This is a genomic window from Bradyrhizobium sp. Mp19 (assembly GCF_029952935.1).
In the GTDB taxonomy this organism is placed as follows: domain Bacteria; phylum Pseudomonadota; class Alphaproteobacteria; order Rhizobiales; family Xanthobacteraceae; genus Bradyrhizobium; species Bradyrhizobium elkanii.
Map to the genome: position 1 here is coordinate 73,382 of NZ_JASAUT010000024.1, position 16,154 is coordinate 89,535.

The window sequence follows — 16,154 nt, forward strand, 5'->3', positions numbered from 1 at the left end:
CCGGAATCTCGAGATTCCGGGTTCGATGTTTCACATCGCCCCGGAATGACGGAAACTAGAGCGGCGCGGCGCTCTCGCCGCGCGCGCTCGACAGTTTCGAGGCGAACGAGGCGATCACGATGATCACGGCGATCAGCGCGATCACCAGCGTGCAGATCGCGTTGATCTCGGGCTTCACGCCGAGCCGGACCTCGGAATAGATCCGGATCGGCAGCGTCGCCGAGCCCGGGCCGGTGGTGAAGCTCGCGATCACGACATCGTCGAGCGACAGCGTGAAGGCCAGCATCCAGCCGGCGACGATCGCCGGCACGATCAGCGGCAGCGTCACCAGGAGGAACGCCCGCACCGGATCGCAGCCGAGGTCCATCGCAGCCTCCTCCAGGCTGCGGTCGAGCGTGGAGAGGCGCGACTGCACCACGACGGTGACGAAGCACATCGTCAGCGTGGTGTGGGCGATCGTCACCGTCCAGAACCCGCGCTCGGCGTTGAGCGCCACGAACAAGAGCAGCAGCGACAGGCCGGAGATCACCTCGGGCATCACCAGCGGCGAATACAGCATGCCGGAGAACAGCGCCCGTCCCCGGAACCGCTCGCCGCGCGCCAGCCCGATTGCCGCCAGCGTGCCGAGCAGCGTCGCCAAGGTCGCCGACACCGCGGCGACCGACAGGCTCATCCACGCCGCCTCCAGCATGGCACGGTCGCCAAAGAACTCGCGATACCAGCGCAGCGACCAGCCGCCCCACACCGTCACCAGCCGCGAGGCGTTGAACGAGTAGATCACGAGGATGACGATCGGCAGATAGAGGAAGGCCAGCCCGAGCGCCAGCGACGTCATGTTGAAGCGGGTGAGCCTGGTGACGGTGCGCGCCATCAGCGGCCCGCCTCCAGCTGACGCCGTTGCAAGCGGTCGTAGAGCACGAGCGGCGGCACCAGCAGCAGCAACAAGGCGACCGCGGCGGCCGATGCGACCGGCCAGTCCTTGTTGGTGAAGAACTCGAGCCACAGCGTCTGCCCGATCATCAGCGAGTTGGAACCCGCGAGCAGGTCGGGGATCACGAACTCGCCGACAACAGGGATGAAGCAGAGCAGCGCGTCGGCGCCGACGCCGGGCAGCGACAACGGGAATGTCACCAGCCAGAACGCTTGCAACGGCGAGGCGCCGAGATCGCCCGCGGCCTCCAGCAGCGACGCGTCCATCCTGGAGAGCGTCGCATAGAGCGGCAGGATCATGAACGGCAGATAGGAATACACGATGCCGAGATACATCGCGCTGTCGGTCGACAGCCAGACCACCGGCGCGGACACGATATGCAGCGCCAGCAGCACCTGGTTGAGCAGGCCGTCATGCTGCAGGATGTTGATCCAGGCATAGATGCGGATCAGGAATGAGGTCCAGAACGGCACGATGACCAGCATCATCGCGACGCCCTGCCAGCGCTGTGGCAACCGCGCCATGCCGTAGGCAATGGGATAACCGATCAGGAGCAGGATCAGCGTCGAGCTCATCGCGACGACGAGGCTGCGCAGATAGGACAGGATGTAGAGATCGTCTGAGATCAGCAGGCGGAAATTGTCGAACGAGAATTGCGCGAACGCCGCGGCCAGCGCCGCGCGGCCCTCGGTGAAATCGAACACCGGCGTATAGGGTGGCTGCGCGATCGCGGTCTGCGACAGGCTGATCTTCAGCACGAAGCCGAACGGCACCAGGAAGAACAGCACCATCCACAGATAGGGCGCGATCGCGGCGAGCCGCGCCGGCCGGGCGAAGATGCGGCGCGCGCTCATTGCTCGAGCACCAGGCAATCGTCGGCAGTGAACCATGCCACCACGCGCTGGCCGGCGAGATAGGCATCGACATCGAGCCGCGCGGTGTTGGCCATCGACGAGCGCACCACCGCGCCCGTCTCGAGCTTCACCCGATAGCTGGTCACGCCGCCGAGATAGTTGACGTCGGTGACGACGCCCTCAAGCCGGTTGATCGCCTGCGACGCGCCCCCATCCGTTGCCGGCGCGCGGCGCGACAGCTTCACCTTCTCGGGGCGGATTGCGACGGCAACGACCTGCCTGGTCACCGGCGGCCACAGCTCGCTGACCGCGAGCGTGCCTGCATCAGCCGTCGCGACCGTCAGGCGCCCATTCTCGCGGGACGTGACCTCGCCGTTGAACAGATTGATGTCGCCGACGAACTCGGCGATCCAGCGTGAGGCCGGCGCCTCGTAGAGATTCCGCGGGGTTGCGACCTGAACCAGACGGCCGGCATCCATCACCCCGATGCGGCCGGCCATCGTCATCGCCTCCTCCTGATCGTGGGTGACGATGATGAAGGTCATGCCGAGCCGGCGCTGCAGCTCCATCAATTCGACCTGCGTGCTCTCGCGCAGCTTCTTGTCGAGCGCGGCGAGCGGCTCGTCGAGCAGCAGCACCTGCGGGCGCCGCGCCAGCGAGCGCGCCAGCGCGACGCGCTGCCGCTGTCCGCCGGAGAGCTGGTCGGGCTTGCGCTTCTCCATCCCCTCGAGCTTGACGAGCGCCACCATCTCGGCGACGCGCCCTGCGATATCGCCGCGCGCCATGCCGGCACGCTTCAGCCCGAAGGCGATATTGTCGCGCACCGACAGATGCGGGAACAGCGCGTAGTTCTGGAACATCATGTTGACGGGCCGCTCATGCGGCAGCACCTGCGCGATGTCGCTGCCGCCGAGTAGGATGCGGCCCTCGTCCGGCGTCTCGAAGCCGGCGAGCATGCGCAGCAGCGTGGTCTTGCCGCAGCCGCTCGGGCCGAGCAGCGCGAAGAATTCGCCGGCGCGGATATCGAGCGAGAGCTTGTCGACCGCGCGAAAATTGCCGAACGACTTGGCGACACCCTCGATCCGCAGCAGCGGCATGTCCGAGACGGCCGGTTCAGGCAACGGCTTTGCCGCCTCCGCACTCGCTTCGCCCAATGTCACGTCTGCAAGCCCCGATTCCCCTTAAGGTTCGATTGTGACGGCAAACTAGCGGCGGATCGGCACCGGCTCAACCGCCTCACGGACATCTCCCGCAATATTGTCGGCTTCCATGCCTCTGCTAGACTTCGCAGCCAAATTCGGGAGGACAACCGATGATTCACGATCGCTACGGCCTGCCGCTGACCACCACGTCGGACCGCGCCGCCGCCTATTATGTCGACGGCGTCGATCGCATGCTGGCAGCGCTGCACGGCGCCGATGCGGCGTTCGAGGCGGCGATCGCCGAGGATCCGGACTTCGCGTTGGCCCATCTCGGCCGTGCCCGCGTCCACCAGCTCAACATGGAAGGCACCCAGGCCCGTGCCAAGGCGGCCGATGCGCGACAGCTGGCCGCGGCCGCAAGCCCGCGCGAGCGTCAGCACATCGAGATCATCGCGTCGGTGATCGAGGGCCAGGGCAAGAAGGCGATGACAGCGGCCGAACAGCATCTGAGCGAATATCCGCGCGATGCGCAGATACTCTCGCTGTTGCTCGGCGCCTTCGGCCTCTATGCGTTCTCCGGCCGGCCCGACCATGACGCCGCGCGGCTTGCCGTCTGCCAGCGTTACGCCGGCGACTATGGCGACGATTGGTGGTTCCTCACCTATCTCGGCTGGTCGAAGACCGAGGCGGGCAATGTCGTGTCCGGCCGCGCCATCACCGAGCGCGGCTATGCGCTGAAGCCGGAAAACGCCGGTGCCGCGCACGCCGTCGCGCATGCGCTGTTCGAGCAGGGCGACGCGGCGGAAGGCCGCAGCTTCCTCTCCGCCTGGCTGCCGGCGAATGATCGCACCAGCTTCCTGCAGGGCCACCTCGCCTGGCACCTCGCCTTGATCGCGATCGAGGAAGGCGACGCCGACGGCGCGCTCGACATCTACGAGCAGCACATCAAGCCGGCCAACCGGCCCTATCCGCCGCTCAATATCTATACCGACACGGCCTCGCTGCTGTGGCGGCTGACGGTCGCCGGCAAGAGCGGCCTCGAGCAGCACTGGAAGGATGTCGCCGCCTATGGCGACGGATACTTCCCGAAGGCCGGCGCGCATTTCGCCGACGTGCACCACGCGCTGGTCGCAGCCACGACGAACAACGACGCGCTCGAGGCGCGGCTGGTCGAGATGGCCGCGCGCGACGCCGACGGCAGGCTGGCGCCGGGCCCTGCGGCGATCGGGCTTGGCCGCGGGATCGCGGCGTTCGCCGCCGGCGATCACGACGACGCCGTGCGCATCCTTGCGCCGCTGATGCCCGAACTGGTGCGGATCGGCGGCAGCCACGCGCAACGCGAATTGTGGGAGGACACCTTCATCGTCGCATGCCTGCGCGCCGGCCAGGGCCGGCGGGCAACGAGCCTGATCTCGGAGCGGCTGCATCGCCGTCCGTCCCGGCGCGACCTCGCCTGGTCGCAAGAGGCCGCAAGGCAATAGCCGCTGCTGGAGCCCTTCTCCTTCCCCCTGAAAGGGGGAAGGCCGGGATGGGGGTCGGCCACAAGCGACACCGGTTGTTGTGGAGAGAAGATCCCCACCCGCTTTGCTCTAACGAGCAAAGCGACCTCCCCTTTGCAAGGGGAGGTTTGAGAGCCTCAATCCGCCTTCGCCATGAACGCCGCGAGCGCGTCGCAATCGGCTTGCGGCATGGTCAGTCCGAGCTTGGAGCGGCGCCACAAGATATCGTCGGGAAAGCGCGCCCATTCCCTGCGCATGAGGTAGCGCACCTCGGCGCCCGTCAGTTCGGGACCGAAGGCCGGGCCGAGATCGGCCTTCTCTTTGGCGTCGCCCAGAACATCCCCGACGTTCAGCCCATAGGCGGCCACCAGCCGCCGCGCCTGCGCCTCGCCGAGGAAGCGCCAGCGGTCGCGGGCGATCTCGACCTCGGTTTCAAAGCGCTGCCAGGCGAATTCGCCGCCCGGCAGCGGCGCCGTTGCAGTCCAGCGCGGCGTCATCGGATAGAACCGCGTGAACTCCGACACCGCCCGCTCGGCGCGGCGCCGCGCGGTGGTGACGTCGCCGCCGAAGATCGTGAGCAGCGGCGCCTTGCCGCGCCTGACATCGAGCAATGCTGCGCCATCGCTCATGCGCCGGCGCGCGGGCGCGACCACGGAATTGGCGCCAGAGACGGTTCGCAGCACATCGACTGGAGCGATCTGCTCGCGAAAGTAGCGATTGGCGGCGTCGCAGAGATAGGCCTCGTCGCGCACGCCCATCGCGACAACCGCCGGATCACCCTTGAAGGGATGACTGACGCTGCCGATCAGGGTGAAGTCGCGCTCGTAGGGACTGGCGAAGATCAACCGGCCGTCAGGGTTCTGAAACACATAGACGTTGTCGCAGTCGAACAGGCGGCGCACCACGATCTGGCTGATCTGCACGGTCGCAAGCTGCGGTGCCGGCACGCGCAGCACGATGTCGGCGACCGAGGCGGTCCACGCACCGGTCGCGTTGACCAGCGCCCGTGCCGTGATCACCCGCCGATAGCCGCGGTCGATCACGATTAGGCGCCAGGTTTCGCTACGCTCGGCCCGGGTCACGCGCGCGCCGGTGCGGATATCGGCGCCGCGCGCCGCGGCATCGACGGCGGTGAGCACGACGAGCCGGGAATCGTCGACGACGCAGTCGGAATATTCGAACGCGGTTCCGAACGGCCGCTTCAGCGCATTGCCGACCGGATGGTGGGTGACATCGAGCGTCGCCGAGCGCGGCAGACCGCTGCGCGAAGTCAGCCGTTCGTAGAGCAGCAGCAACGACCGCAACTGCCACGGCGGCCGCTCCTCGGCATGCGACGGGATCACGAAGCGTACCGGCCGCACCAGATGCGGCGCGATGCGCAGCAACACGTCGCGTTCCCTCAGTGCCCTGCGGACGCGGAAGAACTCCCGCCGTTCCAGCCCGGCCAGATCGCCATGGACCAGCCGCGGCGAAGCCTGCGATGCGCCGGAACCGAGATCGCCCTGTTCCAGCAGGATCACGCGCAGGCCGCGGCCGGCGGCATCACGGGCAATGCTCGTGCCGTTCAGGCCACCGCCGATGATCGCGACGTCATAGTCCGCCATGGGCAACGCCTATCGCATTTTCATGCGAACAAAAGACGCGGTCGCAGAGAAAATGCATTGGACGTCAGCCCGCTCCAACGGAGGCGAAGAACTGTTCCGGCCCGTCGACCTCGATCAGCTTCCTGCCTTCGATCACCCAGAACCGGTTGGCCACGGTCCGCACGAACTGGCGGTCGTGCGACACCAGGAGGCAGCTGGCCTGCTGTTCCATCAATTCGTCCTCCAGCGCCTCCTGCCCCTCGATGTCGAGGTGGTTGGTCGGCTCGTCGAGCAGATAGAAGTTCGGCTGGGTGAGCCGCAGTACCAGCATGCCGAGACGGGCCTTCTGCCCGCCCGACAGCCGCCCGATCGGGCGGCCCTGCATCTCGATCGAGAGCCCGGCGCCGGCGAGCAGGCCGCGCGCACGCTGATCGCCGACCTCGAAGCGCCGCGTCAGCATGCGCATCGGCGTGTCGCTATCGGCAAGATCGGCCAGTGCCTGGTCGCAATAGCCAAGCACCAATGACTCGGTGGCCCGGATCTCGGCCGGTGCCGCTCCGGCATTCTCGATCGCCAGCCGCAGCGCCGCGACAAAGCGGGTCTTGCCGGCGCCATTCGGCCCGAGCAGCGCAATCCGGTCGCCCTTGCAGATGAACTGCTGGCCGGTCCTGAACAACAGCCTGCCGTCGGGTGTGGCGACCCCGGCGTTGGTCAGCCTGATCAGGACCTTGGCATGGGTGTCGCGGTTGGCGAGCCGGATCGTTCCGGCCGAGCGTTCCAGATGCGCGGGCTTCGCCGTCTCCTCCAGTCTCTCGGCGCGCTGCTTCAATTGCCTGGTCTTCGACAGCAGAAGGTCGCTGCCGGAATTGATGCCGAGGTTGTTGAGCTTCGCGGCCTGCTGGCGGAGCCGCCGCACGGCCTTCATGTCGCGCTGATAGCGCCGCTCGTCCGAGGCATCGAATTCGTCGATCGCCGCGCGCGCCGCGGTATAGGGCAGCGAGAACAGCTGCGACCGCTCCGGGCGCAGGAACAGCGTCCGGTTGGTCGTTGCATCGAGAAAGGCGCGATCGTGGCTTGCGATCACCACCGGCATCTCGCGTGGCAGTGCGTTCAGCCAGGCCTCGAGCCGGCCGATCTTGGCGAGGTCGAGATGGTTGGTCGGCTCGTCGAGCAGCAGCACATCGGGTTCGGTCACCAGCACGCGGGCGAGCACCGCAAGCCGCAACCAGCCGCCGCTCAGCTGCTTCAGCGGTCTCGTCCACAGCTCTTCCGGAACTTCGAGCGATTGCAGGGCGACGTCGACCCGCCAGCCCTCGCTGGCGCGCTGTTCGCCGGGAAGCGCCTCGAGCACGGCGGCGTGGAACGGCGTATCCAGTTGTCTTGGCGGCGCATCCTGCTCGACATGGCCGACGGTCAGTCCGCGCGCACGGGTGATATCGCCTTCGTTGGGCTCCATCGCATCTGCGATACAGCGCAAAAGCGTGGACTTACCGCGGCCGTTGGCGGCCACCAGCCCGATGCGGTCGCCGGCATTGACGACAAAATTCAGTTCGGAAAACAGCGGCGCGTTCAGCGTCACGCCGAGGTTGCGTACATTGATGAGGGTCACGATCAATTCTCTGGTCTTGCCGGCGATCGCGACATCCCGAGGCGTCCAGCCATCATCGGATGTGCGTGTCGAAGCGCGGCGAGGGATTCATGTGCAGGCGCGAACGCTCAAACGTTCGACGCCGCACGGCCACGAAGGGCAGACCAGGAAGGATGTTGCGCGAGTTTCCGGTCAGCCCTGCAAACGCATCTGCAGGGCGTTGACGGGGCCACGCTTGAGGTGGGGATCGGTGAATCTCGCCACGACGCGGCCCTCCTTTCTCGGCTGAAATGATGTGGTGGGTCGAGATGTAGCCGGGCGAGCAACGGATGGCAAGCATAGCCGGCCGGGCCGGCGACCATTCAGGCCAAATTACCCGGCTCTGCGCACGGTCTCCGCAAGCTGGTCGCCACCGACCAGCCCGGCAAATTGGCCGATCGGGGCCGGCCTGCCGATCAGATAGCCCTGCACCGCGTCGCAGCCCTCTTCGGCGAGGAAGCCGAGCTGTGCCTCGGTCTCGACGCCTTCGGCGACGATCGACATTTCAAGGCCGTGGCCGAGATCGATCACCGCGCGCACGATCGCGGCCGATTGCGGGTTGCGGCCGAGATTGATGACGAAGGCGCGGTCGATCTTGATCTTGTCGAACGGAAACGCCTGCAGGTAGCTCAGCGAGGAATAGCCGCTGCCGAAATCGTCCATCGAGATGCGGACGCCGAGCGCCTTCAGCCGCCGCAGCAGCGACAGGCCGCGGTCGAAATCCTCGATCAGCACGCCCTCAGTGATTTCGAGCTCGAGCCGGTCGGGCGTGAGCCCGGTTTCGAGCAGGATCGAATGCACGAGGCCGACGAGGTCGCCATGGGTGAATTGCGCCGGCGACAGGTTCACCGCGACCTGCAGCGGGATCGCCCAGGAGGCCGCCTCCCGGCAGGCTTCGCGCAGGATCCATTCGCCCATCTCGACGATCAGGCCGCTTTCTTCCGCGAGCGGAATGAAGTCGCCGGGCGGCACGAAGCCGCGCACCGGATGGTGCCAGCGCGCCAGCGCCTCGAAGCCGATGATCTGGCTGGCCGCCACGCTGCCGCCCGCGGCGGCCTGCGGCTGGTAGTAGAGCGACAATTCGCCATTCTTGATCGCGACCGACAGCTCCTGGTGCAGCACGCGGCGATCGCGGATCTGCTGGTCCATCTCCGGCTCGAAGATCGAGATCGTGCCGCGCGACTTCGCCTTGGCGCGAAACAGCGCCGCGCCGGAATTGGCCAGCAGCGAGGCCGCGTCGGATCCGTTGTCCGGGAACACCGCGATCCCTGTGGTGAGGCCGGTCCGCACCGACTTGCCGTCGATCAGGAAATCCTGCCCGAGCGCCTCGGCGGCCTGCTCGGCCAGTGCGATGCCGGCCACCGGCTGCTTGCCGTCGATGATGAGGCCGAACTCGTCGCCGGACAGCCGCGCGACCACGCCGCCGCGCGCCACGGTCTGCAGGCGCTGCGCGACCTCGATCAGCACCTTGTCGCCCATCGCGTGGCCGTAGACGTCGTTGATCTCCTTCAGCCCGTCGAGGTCGACGCAGAGCACGGCGAACTCCTCGTCGGTGCCGTCGCAGGCCTCGATCATCTGGGTCAGCGCCTGCAGGAAGGCGGCGCGGTTCGGCAGATCGGTCAGGCCGTCATGATAGGCCATGTGCGCCATGCGCGACTCGGTCTGGCGCCGATCGGTGACGTCCTCATGGGTCTTGATCAGATATTGCGGCTCGCCGACCTCGTCGAGCACGGTCATACGGCGGGTCAGGAACAGCCGCAGGCCGTCCTTGGTCGAGATCGGATGCTCCTCGGCGATCATGCTGCGCTTCCTGATCGCGGCCTCGTCGCGGGCGATGATCAGCTTGGCTTCACGCGCATTGAAGATGTCGGACGCGGTCAGGCCGGCGGCGTCCTCGCGGCGGCGATTGAGGATCGTCTCGGCGCTGCGGTTGGCCAGGAGGTAGCGGCCGTCGCTGACCCGCTGCACGATCAGCGAGACCGGGATGTTGTCGACCACGAGCTCGAGGAATTTCTTGTTGTTCTCGAGCTCGCGCGACAGCGAGCGGCGGTCGGTCACGTCCTCGAACAGCGCGATCAGGAATTCCGGCTCGCCGGCCTCGTTGCGGGCGATCACGCGGTTGGAGGCGAGGATCCGCTTGTCCGAACCGCGTTCGACGAAGAATTCGCTGCGATGATAGCCTTCCGCCGCGTTCAGCGCCGCGCGGTCGGCGGTGTCGATGCTGGCGGCGGTCTCGGGGCGGAAGATCTCGTCGGCGCGCTTGCCCACGATGTGATCGCGCGAGAAGCGCGAGAAGCGCTCGAAGGCGCGGTTGGCGAAGATGTAGCGGCCGTCCTCGATGTTCTTGGCCGCAACGCAGACCGGAACGTTGTCGAGCACCGATTCCAGGAATTGCGTGGTCGAGGCGAGCTTGCGCGACAGCTTGCGTTGGTCGGTGCAATCGAGATGGGTCGCGACCGAGCCGCCGTTCGGAAGCGGAAAATACTTCACCAGCACCGACCTGCCGCCGGGCAGCTCGGTAACCAATCCATCGGGCGCCGCGGCCCTGGCGAAGAAATCCTCGGCGCTGAGGTCGAGCACGCCGCGGTCGCGGCGCAGCTCCAGCAGCTCGACGCCCGTCATGTTGCGCCGGATGTCGGCGCGCGACAGGCCGTAGATGTCGAGATAGCGGTCGTTGCAGAACACGATGCGCTCCTGCGCATCGGTCATCACCACGCCCTGGTTCAAATGGTTGAGTGCCGACGAGACGAAGGCGTTGCGCCGCAATTGCGCGCGCTTGGCCTTGCGCAGCGCCGATAGAATCCACAGCCCGACCGCGCCGAAAAAGGACGCAACCACCACGCTGCCGATCAGGAGCTCCCAGACCACGCCGGGATCGAGGCTGCCCAGATAGCTCGACGGCGCGAACGCACCGGTACCGGCCCAAGCTGCAGCGCACGGCGCGACGGCGGCGATCAGGCAGAGCACGGCCCTTGCCGGAATCCAATTCTTCCCGCCCGCCTGCACCTTCCTGCCAGCCATCGATCACCCGCGGATTTCCGGGGCGAGTGTCCGGCTCCGGCGGTTTGGATCGGGTAAACGCGTACTGATGCAACCGGAAAATGCTGACTTAATTTATGACAATTGCCCTGACATGATTAATGCTCCACTAACAGGGCATGGCTTCCCAACTATTTGAGATGGCCCAAACACTTGCCTAATAAGCACTTGCCCAAAGCGACCGGATCGGCTGAACGATGTTGGCGGCAGCGGCCAGGGCGCGGCCGGGCGGAAATTTTCGGACCTGAAGGACGAGATGGACAGGGTTGATTGCGTGATCGTCGGTGCGGGGGTGATCGGCCTCGCGGTGGCGCGGCGGCTGGCACAGGCCGGCCGCGAAGTGATTGTGATCGAGGAGGCCGAGGGGATCGGCACGGTGACCTCGTCGCGGAACAGCGAGGTGATCCACGCCGGCATCTACTACCGCGCCGGCAGCCTGATGGCGCGGATGTGCGTCAGCGGCAAGCGGGCACTCTACCGCTACTGCGCCGAGCACGGCGTCCCGCACAAGAATTGCGGCAAGCTGATCGTGGCTACCACGCCTGCCGAGACCGAGAAGCTGCAGTCGATCCGAGCGCATGCAAAGGCCAATGGCGTCGACGACATGCAGCTGTTGTCCGGCGAGGCGGCGCGCGCCCTGGAGCCGGCGCTGAATTGCGACGCAGCGCTGCTGTCGCCCTCGACCGGGATCATCGACAGCCATGCCTACATGCTGGCGCTGCGCGGTGACGCCGAGGCGGCCGGGGCGGCGTTCGCCTTCCATACGCCGCTGCTCCACGCCAGGGCCACCGCCGACGGGTTCGAGATCGAGGCCGGCGGCGCAGCGCCCATGACGCTGGCCTGCGATCTCCTGGTCAATGCCGCCGGGCTCGGCGCGACGGCGGTCGCGCGCAACGTCGAGGGCATGCCGATCGAATTGATTCCAACGGCCTATTTGGCCAAGGGCAATTATTTCAGCTGCAGCGCCAGGGCGCCGTTCTCGCGGCTGATCTACCCAGTGCCGGAACCCGGCGGGCTCGGCGTGCACCTGACGCTCGACATGGCCGGACAGGCGAGGTTCGGGCCCGACGTCCAATGGATCGATCACATCGATTACGCCGTCGACCCTGATCGGGCCGAGCGGTTCTATCCGGCGATCCGGAAATACTGGCCGGCCCTGCCTGACGGCGCGCTGATGCCGAGCTACTCGGGCATCCGCCCCAAGATCGTGCCGCCGGCGGTGGCGACGCAGGACTTCCTGATCCAGGGGCCGGCCGATCACGGCGTCGCGGGCCTGATCAACCTGTTCGGGATCGAATCGCCCGGACTGACGTCATCGCTCGCGGTCGCCGACCATGTCGGCGAGTTGGCGGAACTCTGAGCAAATACAGTATGGCCGTCCGGGGGATGCGCGCGCACTTGTGCGTTCATCCCTCGGTGAAAGGCCAGGCTGTTTGCTAATTTGCAGGGGGGCGGTCTAGTGGACCGTGTCGTCGGCGGACAGTCTCAACCGCTCGATTTGATCCTTGACCATCAACTTGCGGCGCTTCAGCTCGCAAATATGCAGGTCGTCTACGGAGGGGTGAACGAGCGCTTCGTGCAGTTCGTTCTCGAGTATTTTGTGTTTACGCTCCAGCTCAATGAGATGGGCCTGTATTGCCATTGCGAACTCTCCTCGGTGCGTTAAACCTCAGGTTCGATCCGGACCGCCGAGTGTACACAAGTGGACGGCGCTGTCGATGGGGAACGCGAAATGCCGCACGCACTCATTTCGGTTTATCTGTAACCAATCGTGACTATGGAACCGGTCCGGCTTGCGCGGCGCGCGCGCAAGGAGGATATTCCGGCGAGCGGCGACTTCCGCCGCAACAACCTCATCGTGCTTATCAGTTAATATACAACCATGAACGATCAGGATGAGCGCGAACTAATCGCCGAGCTCGCGCGTCTGCAACAAGAGCACCGCGACCTCGATGCCGCGATCGACGCGCTGCACCAGTCGCCGGCGCCGGATTTGTTGATGCTGCAACGCTTGAAGAAGCGGAAGCTGCAACTGCGCGATCGCATCGCCTTCATCGAAGACCAGATCACGCCCGACATCATTGCCTGACGCGCGTCGCGGCGCGGGCCTTCGCGGTTCGGCGCTTCCGGTTCAGATTGGGCGGCGGTTTTCCCCGTCATCCACAGCGCCTCGCCGGCTTCACGTTCGCGGCAACGGACGCGAGGCGGTTTCCCGGCGCTTGACTCTATCGGAACAAAAAGAGAACATATCGTCCAGCCGCCAGCCATCAGAGGGAGTTCGCCATGTCCGCACCGCCTTCCCTGCCCGACAACAGCCGCTACGAGAAGGCCTGCGATCAGGCGATCGCGATGTGCGACGGCGACCTGCGCAGCACCATCAAGGCGCTGATCATGGCCAACGAATATCTGGAAGCCGAGCTTGAGGAATTGCAGGCCGCGATCACCGCCGGTTGCGTGCCGGCGCAGACCCGGGCGGCGAGCGATGCCGCCTGATCCTTGGCCTGATCCTTGGCCTGATCTTCAGGGAGCACAGCGATGGCCGATGTAACCTATTACGTGGCACTGCCCTTCATGCAGGATGATGACGGCACGCCGGTCGCGGGCAATGCCGAGGAATGCCAGAGCTCGGCGGTCGCGCTGCGCCGCGCGGAGACCATGTCGCGGATGCCCGGCAGCATCGGCGCCGTCGCGTTCAGCCGTACCGGCGATCCCGCGATCGGCGAATTCGGCGATGCCAAGCTGTTGCGGGCCTACGGCAATGTGCCGGAGGATCTGAGCGCGCTCTGACCTCTCAAGCGCGATGGGATCGGGTCGAATCATCATCGTTTGAGCATGATCTTTTCGGAAAACCGCTTCGCACTTTTCCGGATCATGCTTAGGATTCGTGGCGCCGCTGCGCCTTGCGCACATACATCGCACGGTCGGCTTCATCGAGAACGCGATCGATATCCGAATGCGCGGTGAGGATCGCAACGCCCGCGGAGGCACCTGCGGTGACCTGGCTGTCACGGAACATGAAGGTCAACCGATCAATCGCCTCTTCCAGCGCAGCCGCCTTGGCGCGGGCATCGATCTCGCTGAGATTCCACAGCAGCACGGCGAACTCGTCGCCGCCGAGACGGCCGATCACGTCGGAAGCGCGCACCTGATCCGATATCGCGGCAACGATCGCCTTCAGCACCTCGTCGCCCGCCGCGTGGCCGAAGGCATCGTTGATCGGCTTGAGGCGATCGACGTCGAGCACGATCAGCGCGCCGGAGGCCTGATAACGCTTGATAAAGGAGAGCGAACGGGCGAGCTCGCGCTCGAATCCGCGCCGGTTCAGGATGTCGAGCAGGAAGTCGGTCTCGGCGGAGGCCTGCAGCTCCTCGATCCGGGCCTGCGCCCGCGCCAGCTGCGCCCGCAAGCTGCGGATCGTCGATTTGTCGCCGGATGCGACCGCGCCTCGCGTCGAAGCGTCGGTTCCGGCCCGTTTGGTTCCAGCCCGCTTGGCTCCAGTCTTGCCCGGCCCGGATTTGCGTCGTTTCGCGGCCCCGGAGGCGGCCGCCGTCGTCTTCTTCTTCATGCGCATCCTTGTTGAGGCCTGCTTATGAAGGCTTGCCGGGATTCACCAAGACAGGATAGTCCATTCTAACTCCCTTGCCACGCCTTGGATGACGCCCGGGCCGTCCCTATAATCGGCCTATGCTTTTGGATTCCTGCACAGAATTGAAGAGATGACCGCTCCGATCGCCATCATCATGGGAAGTCAGTCCGACTGGGAAACCATGCGCCATACCGCCGAAACGCTGGCTGCGCTCGGTGTGGCCTGCGAAACGCGTATCGTTTCGGCCCACCGCACCCCGGATCGGCTCTACGCCTTTGCCAAGGGCGCCAAGGCAGCCGGCCACAAGGTGATCATTGCCGGCGCCGGCGGCGCCGCACATTTGCCGGGCATGGCGGCCGCGCTGACCGAGCTCCCGGTGTTCGGGGTTCCCGTCGAGTCGAAGGCGCTGTCGGGCGTCGATTCGCTCTATTCGATCGTGCAGATGCCGGCCGGCGTCCCGGTCGGGACCCTGGCAATCGGCAAGGCCGGCGCGATCAATGCCGCGTTGCTCGCGGCGAGCGTGCTCGCACTCAACGATCCGGCTCTATCGGCTCGCCTTGCGGCCTGGCGCAAGCAGCAGACCGACGCGGTCAATGAGCATCCGGAGGGCGCGGCGTGACGGCTTCGAACGGAGTGAAGCTGAAGCCGGGCGACACCATTGGAATCCTCGGCGGCGGGCAATTGGGCCGGATGCTGGCGATGGCCGCGGCGCGCCTCGGGCTCCGCTGCCAGGTGTTTTCGCCGGATCCGGACTCCCCGGCGTTCGACGTGGTGCAGAACGCGACCTGCGCGGAATATGCCGACGTCGAGGCGCTCGAACTGTTCGCCAACGACGTCGACGTCGTCACCTATGAATTCGAGAATGTCCCGGCCGCAACCGCGATGGTGCTCGCCGCACGCCGCCCGGTACTGCCGGCCTACAAGATCCTCGAGACCACGCAGGACCGGCTGATCGAGAAGGATTTTATCAGCAAGCTCGGCATCGGCACCGCCGACTACGCCGACGTCTCCTCGGTCGGCACGCTGCGCACGGCGATCGAGCGCATCGGCCTGCCCGCGGTGATCAAGACCCGCCGCTTCGGTTATGACGGCAAGGGCCAGGCCATCATCCGCGCCGGCGACGATCTCGAACAGGTCTGGCAGGACCTCGGCACCAAGTCGGCCATCCTCGAAGCCTTCGTGCCGTTCGAGCGCGAGATCTCGGTTATCGCCGCCCGCTCCGCTTCAGGCGAAGTCGAATGCTTCGACGTCACCGAGAACGAGCACCGCGACCACATTCTGAAAATTTCCCGCGCGCCGGCCGCAATCCCCGATGAGCTCGCCGCGCAGGCGCGCGCGATCGCCGAAAAGATCGCCTCGGCGCTCGATTATGTCGGCGTGCTCGCGGTGGAGATGTTTGCGGTGCCCGGCAACGGCAGCAAGGCGACGGTGCTGGTCAACGAGATCGCGCCGCGTGTGCACAATTCCGGCCACTGGACGCTCGACGGCGCCTCGATCTCGCAGTTCGAGCAGCACATCCGCGCGATCGCCGGCTGGCCGCTGGGCAAGCCGGTGCGCCACGGCGATGTCGTCATGACCAACCTGATTGGCGACGATATCCTGAGCTACGAGCAGTGGCTCACCGTTCCCGGCGCCACGGTGCATCTGTACGGCAAGGGCACGCCGCGCCCCGGCCGCAAGATGGGGCACGTCACCGAAGTGACGCCCGCCCGCAAGCCATAGTTCACACGCGCGCCCGCAAGCCGCCTTCGACGCATCGATGGAAATGGGATCGTGGCAGCCACGATCCATTAGTCTAGAGCATCGGTTCTGATTCAATCAGAACCGATGCTCTGGATTTTTGTTTACGCGTTTTCTTCACGCGAACCGGCGTCCACTTCGCTCGAAAACGCT

Annotated in this window: 15 protein-coding genes; 7 read left to right on the forward strand and 8 right to left on the reverse strand. The window is 66.0% G+C overall.

Annotation, left to right across the window (positions count from 1 at the left end; genetic code table 11):
- Positions 1-55 precede the first annotated feature (55 nt).
- The 3 genes from QJT82_RS24760 to QJT82_RS24770 are packed head-to-tail and all read right to left on the reverse strand — an operon-like array spanning position 56 to position 2,882.
- Positions 56-871, reverse strand: a complete 816-nt coding sequence (locus QJT82_RS24760) for an ABC transporter permease subunit (protein WP_028340610.1) — start codon at positions 869-871, stop codon at positions 56-58.
- Positions 871-1,785 carry an ABC transporter permease subunit gene (locus QJT82_RS24765; protein ID WP_264641725.1) on the reverse strand — a complete coding sequence of 305 codons (915 nt, stop codon included), beginning with the start codon at positions 1,783-1,785 and terminating at the stop codon, positions 871-873. The genes QJT82_RS24760 and QJT82_RS24765 overlap by 1 nt, the downstream gene beginning before the upstream one ends.
- Positions 1,782-2,882 carry an ABC transporter ATP-binding protein gene (locus QJT82_RS24770; RefSeq protein ID WP_245288711.1) on the reverse strand — a complete coding sequence of 367 codons (1,101 nt, stop codon included), beginning with the start codon at positions 2,880-2,882 and terminating at the stop codon, positions 1,782-1,784. The genes QJT82_RS24765 and QJT82_RS24770 overlap by 4 nt, the downstream gene beginning before the upstream one ends.
- 296 nt (positions 2,883-3,178) lie before the next feature.
- Between QJT82_RS24770 and QJT82_RS24775 the strand changes: the two genes are divergently transcribed.
- On the forward strand, positions 3,179-4,408 hold the full coding sequence (locus QJT82_RS24775) for a tetratricopeptide repeat protein (protein WP_080686741.1): 1,230 nt from the start codon (positions 3,179-3,181) through the stop codon (positions 4,406-4,408).
- A 155-nt stretch (positions 4,409-4,563) separates the two neighbouring features.
- Here QJT82_RS24775 and QJT82_RS24780 read toward each other — a convergent pair whose 3' ends face one another.
- From QJT82_RS24780 to QJT82_RS24790, 3 genes are all read right to left on the reverse strand, one after another.
- The gene (locus tag QJT82_RS24780) at positions 4,564-6,030 is read right to left on the reverse strand and encodes a glycerol-3-phosphate dehydrogenase (RefSeq protein ID WP_028340614.1); all 1,467 of its coding nucleotides are present in this window, start codon (positions 6,028-6,030) and stop codon (positions 4,564-4,566) included.
- Positions 6,031-6,094: 64 nt separating this feature from the next.
- Positions 6,095-7,618, reverse strand: a complete 1,524-nt coding sequence (locus tag QJT82_RS24785; protein WP_028340615.1) for an ABC-F family ATP-binding cassette domain-containing protein — start codon at positions 7,616-7,618, stop codon at positions 6,095-6,097.
- A 351-nt stretch (positions 7,619-7,969) separates the two neighbouring features.
- Positions 7,970-10,657 carry an EAL domain-containing protein gene (locus QJT82_RS24790; RefSeq protein WP_028340616.1) on the reverse strand — a complete coding sequence of 896 codons (2,688 nt, stop codon included), beginning with the start codon at positions 10,655-10,657 and terminating at the stop codon, positions 7,970-7,972.
- Between the two features lie 262 nt (positions 10,658-10,919).
- Between QJT82_RS24790 and QJT82_RS24795 the strand changes: the two genes are divergently transcribed.
- Complete coding sequence (locus QJT82_RS24795) at positions 10,920-12,035, forward strand: NAD(P)/FAD-dependent oxidoreductase (RefSeq protein ID WP_338132181.1); 1,116 nt, start codon at positions 10,920-10,922, stop codon at positions 12,033-12,035.
- Between the two features lie 96 nt (positions 12,036-12,131).
- Here the strand turns inward: QJT82_RS24795 and QJT82_RS24800 are convergent, their stop codons facing one another.
- A complete protein-coding gene (locus QJT82_RS24800; protein WP_016847370.1) occupies positions 12,132-12,317 on the reverse strand; it encodes a DUF465 domain-containing protein in 186 nt (61 codons plus the stop codon).
- A gap of 240 nt (positions 12,318-12,557) precedes the next feature.
- On the opposite strand from QJT82_RS24800, the gene QJT82_RS24805 reads away from it, so the two are divergent.
- From QJT82_RS24805 to QJT82_RS24815, 3 genes are all read left to right on the forward strand, one after another.
- A complete protein-coding gene (locus QJT82_RS24805; protein WP_016847372.1) occupies positions 12,558-12,764 on the forward strand; it encodes a DUF465 domain-containing protein in 207 nt (68 codons plus the stop codon).
- Positions 12,765-12,958: 194 nt separating this feature from the next.
- Positions 12,959-13,168, forward strand: a complete 210-nt coding sequence (locus QJT82_RS24810) for a hypothetical protein (RefSeq protein ID WP_028340618.1) — start codon at positions 12,959-12,961, stop codon at positions 13,166-13,168.
- Positions 13,169-13,210: 42 nt separating this feature from the next.
- Positions 13,211-13,462 carry a hypothetical protein gene (locus QJT82_RS24815; protein ID WP_018268738.1) on the forward strand — a complete coding sequence of 84 codons (252 nt, stop codon included), beginning with the start codon at positions 13,211-13,213 and terminating at the stop codon, positions 13,460-13,462.
- Positions 13,463-13,550: 88 nt separating this feature from the next.
- Here the strand turns inward: QJT82_RS24815 and QJT82_RS24820 are convergent, their stop codons facing one another.
- Positions 13,551-14,246 (reverse strand): GGDEF domain-containing protein, encoded by a 696-nt coding sequence (locus tag QJT82_RS24820; protein WP_028340619.1) that lies wholly within the window; start codon positions 14,244-14,246, stop codon positions 13,551-13,553.
- A gap of 145 nt (positions 14,247-14,391) precedes the next feature.
- Here QJT82_RS24820 and purE point away from each other — a divergent pair, with 145 nt between their 5' ends.
- Together purE and QJT82_RS24830 are read left to right on the forward strand one after the other, a co-directional pair.
- Positions 14,392-14,880: a 5-(carboxyamino)imidazole ribonucleotide mutase gene (gene purE / locus QJT82_RS24825; RefSeq protein ID WP_028340620.1), complete on the forward strand. Its 489-nt coding sequence runs from the start codon at positions 14,392-14,394 to the stop codon at positions 14,878-14,880.
- On the forward strand, positions 14,877-15,983 hold the full coding sequence (locus QJT82_RS24830; RefSeq protein ID WP_028340621.1) for a 5-(carboxyamino)imidazole ribonucleotide synthase: 1,107 nt from the start codon (positions 14,877-14,879) through the stop codon (positions 15,981-15,983). The genes purE and QJT82_RS24830 overlap by 4 nt, the downstream gene beginning before the upstream one ends.
- The last annotated feature ends 171 nt before the right edge of the window (positions 15,984-16,154 follow it).

Coding starts and splice junctions, on each gene's coding strand:
- QJT82_RS24760 (WP_028340610.1), bottom strand. CDS start 871: ATGGCGCGCACCGTCACCAGGCTCACCCGCTTCAACATGACGTCGCTG.
- QJT82_RS24765 (WP_264641725.1), bottom strand. CDS start 1,785: ATGAGCGCGCGCCGCATCTTCGCCCGGCCGGCGCGGCTCGCCGCGATC.
- QJT82_RS24770 (WP_245288711.1), bottom strand. CDS start 2,882: ATGCCGCTGCTGCGGATCGAGGGTGTCGCCAAGTCGTTCGGCAATTTT.
- QJT82_RS24775 (WP_080686741.1), top strand. CDS start 3,179: ATGCTGGCAGCGCTGCACGGCGCCGATGCGGCGTTCGAGGCGGCGATC.
- QJT82_RS24780 (WP_028340614.1), bottom strand. CDS start 6,030: ATGGCGGACTATGACGTCGCGATCATCGGCGGTGGCCTGAACGGCACG.
- QJT82_RS24790 (WP_028340616.1), bottom strand. CDS start 10,657: ATGGCTGGCAGGAAGGTGCAGGCGGGCGGGAAGAATTGGATTCCGGCA.
- QJT82_RS24800 (WP_016847370.1), bottom strand. CDS start 12,317: ATGGCAATACAGGCCCATCTCATTGAGCTGGAGCGTAAACACAAAATA.
- QJT82_RS24805 (WP_016847372.1), top strand. CDS start 12,558: ATGAACGATCAGGATGAGCGCGAACTAATCGCCGAGCTCGCGCGTCTG.
- QJT82_RS24810 (WP_028340618.1), top strand. CDS start 12,959: ATGTCCGCACCGCCTTCCCTGCCCGACAACAGCCGCTACGAGAAGGCC.
- QJT82_RS24815 (WP_018268738.1), top strand. CDS start 13,211: ATGGCCGATGTAACCTATTACGTGGCACTGCCCTTCATGCAGGATGAT.
- QJT82_RS24820 (WP_028340619.1), bottom strand. CDS start 14,246: ATGCGCATGAAGAAGAAGACGACGGCGGCCGCCTCCGGGGCCGCGAAA.
- purE (WP_028340620.1), top strand. CDS start 14,392: ATGACCGCTCCGATCGCCATCATCATGGGAAGTCAGTCCGACTGGGAA.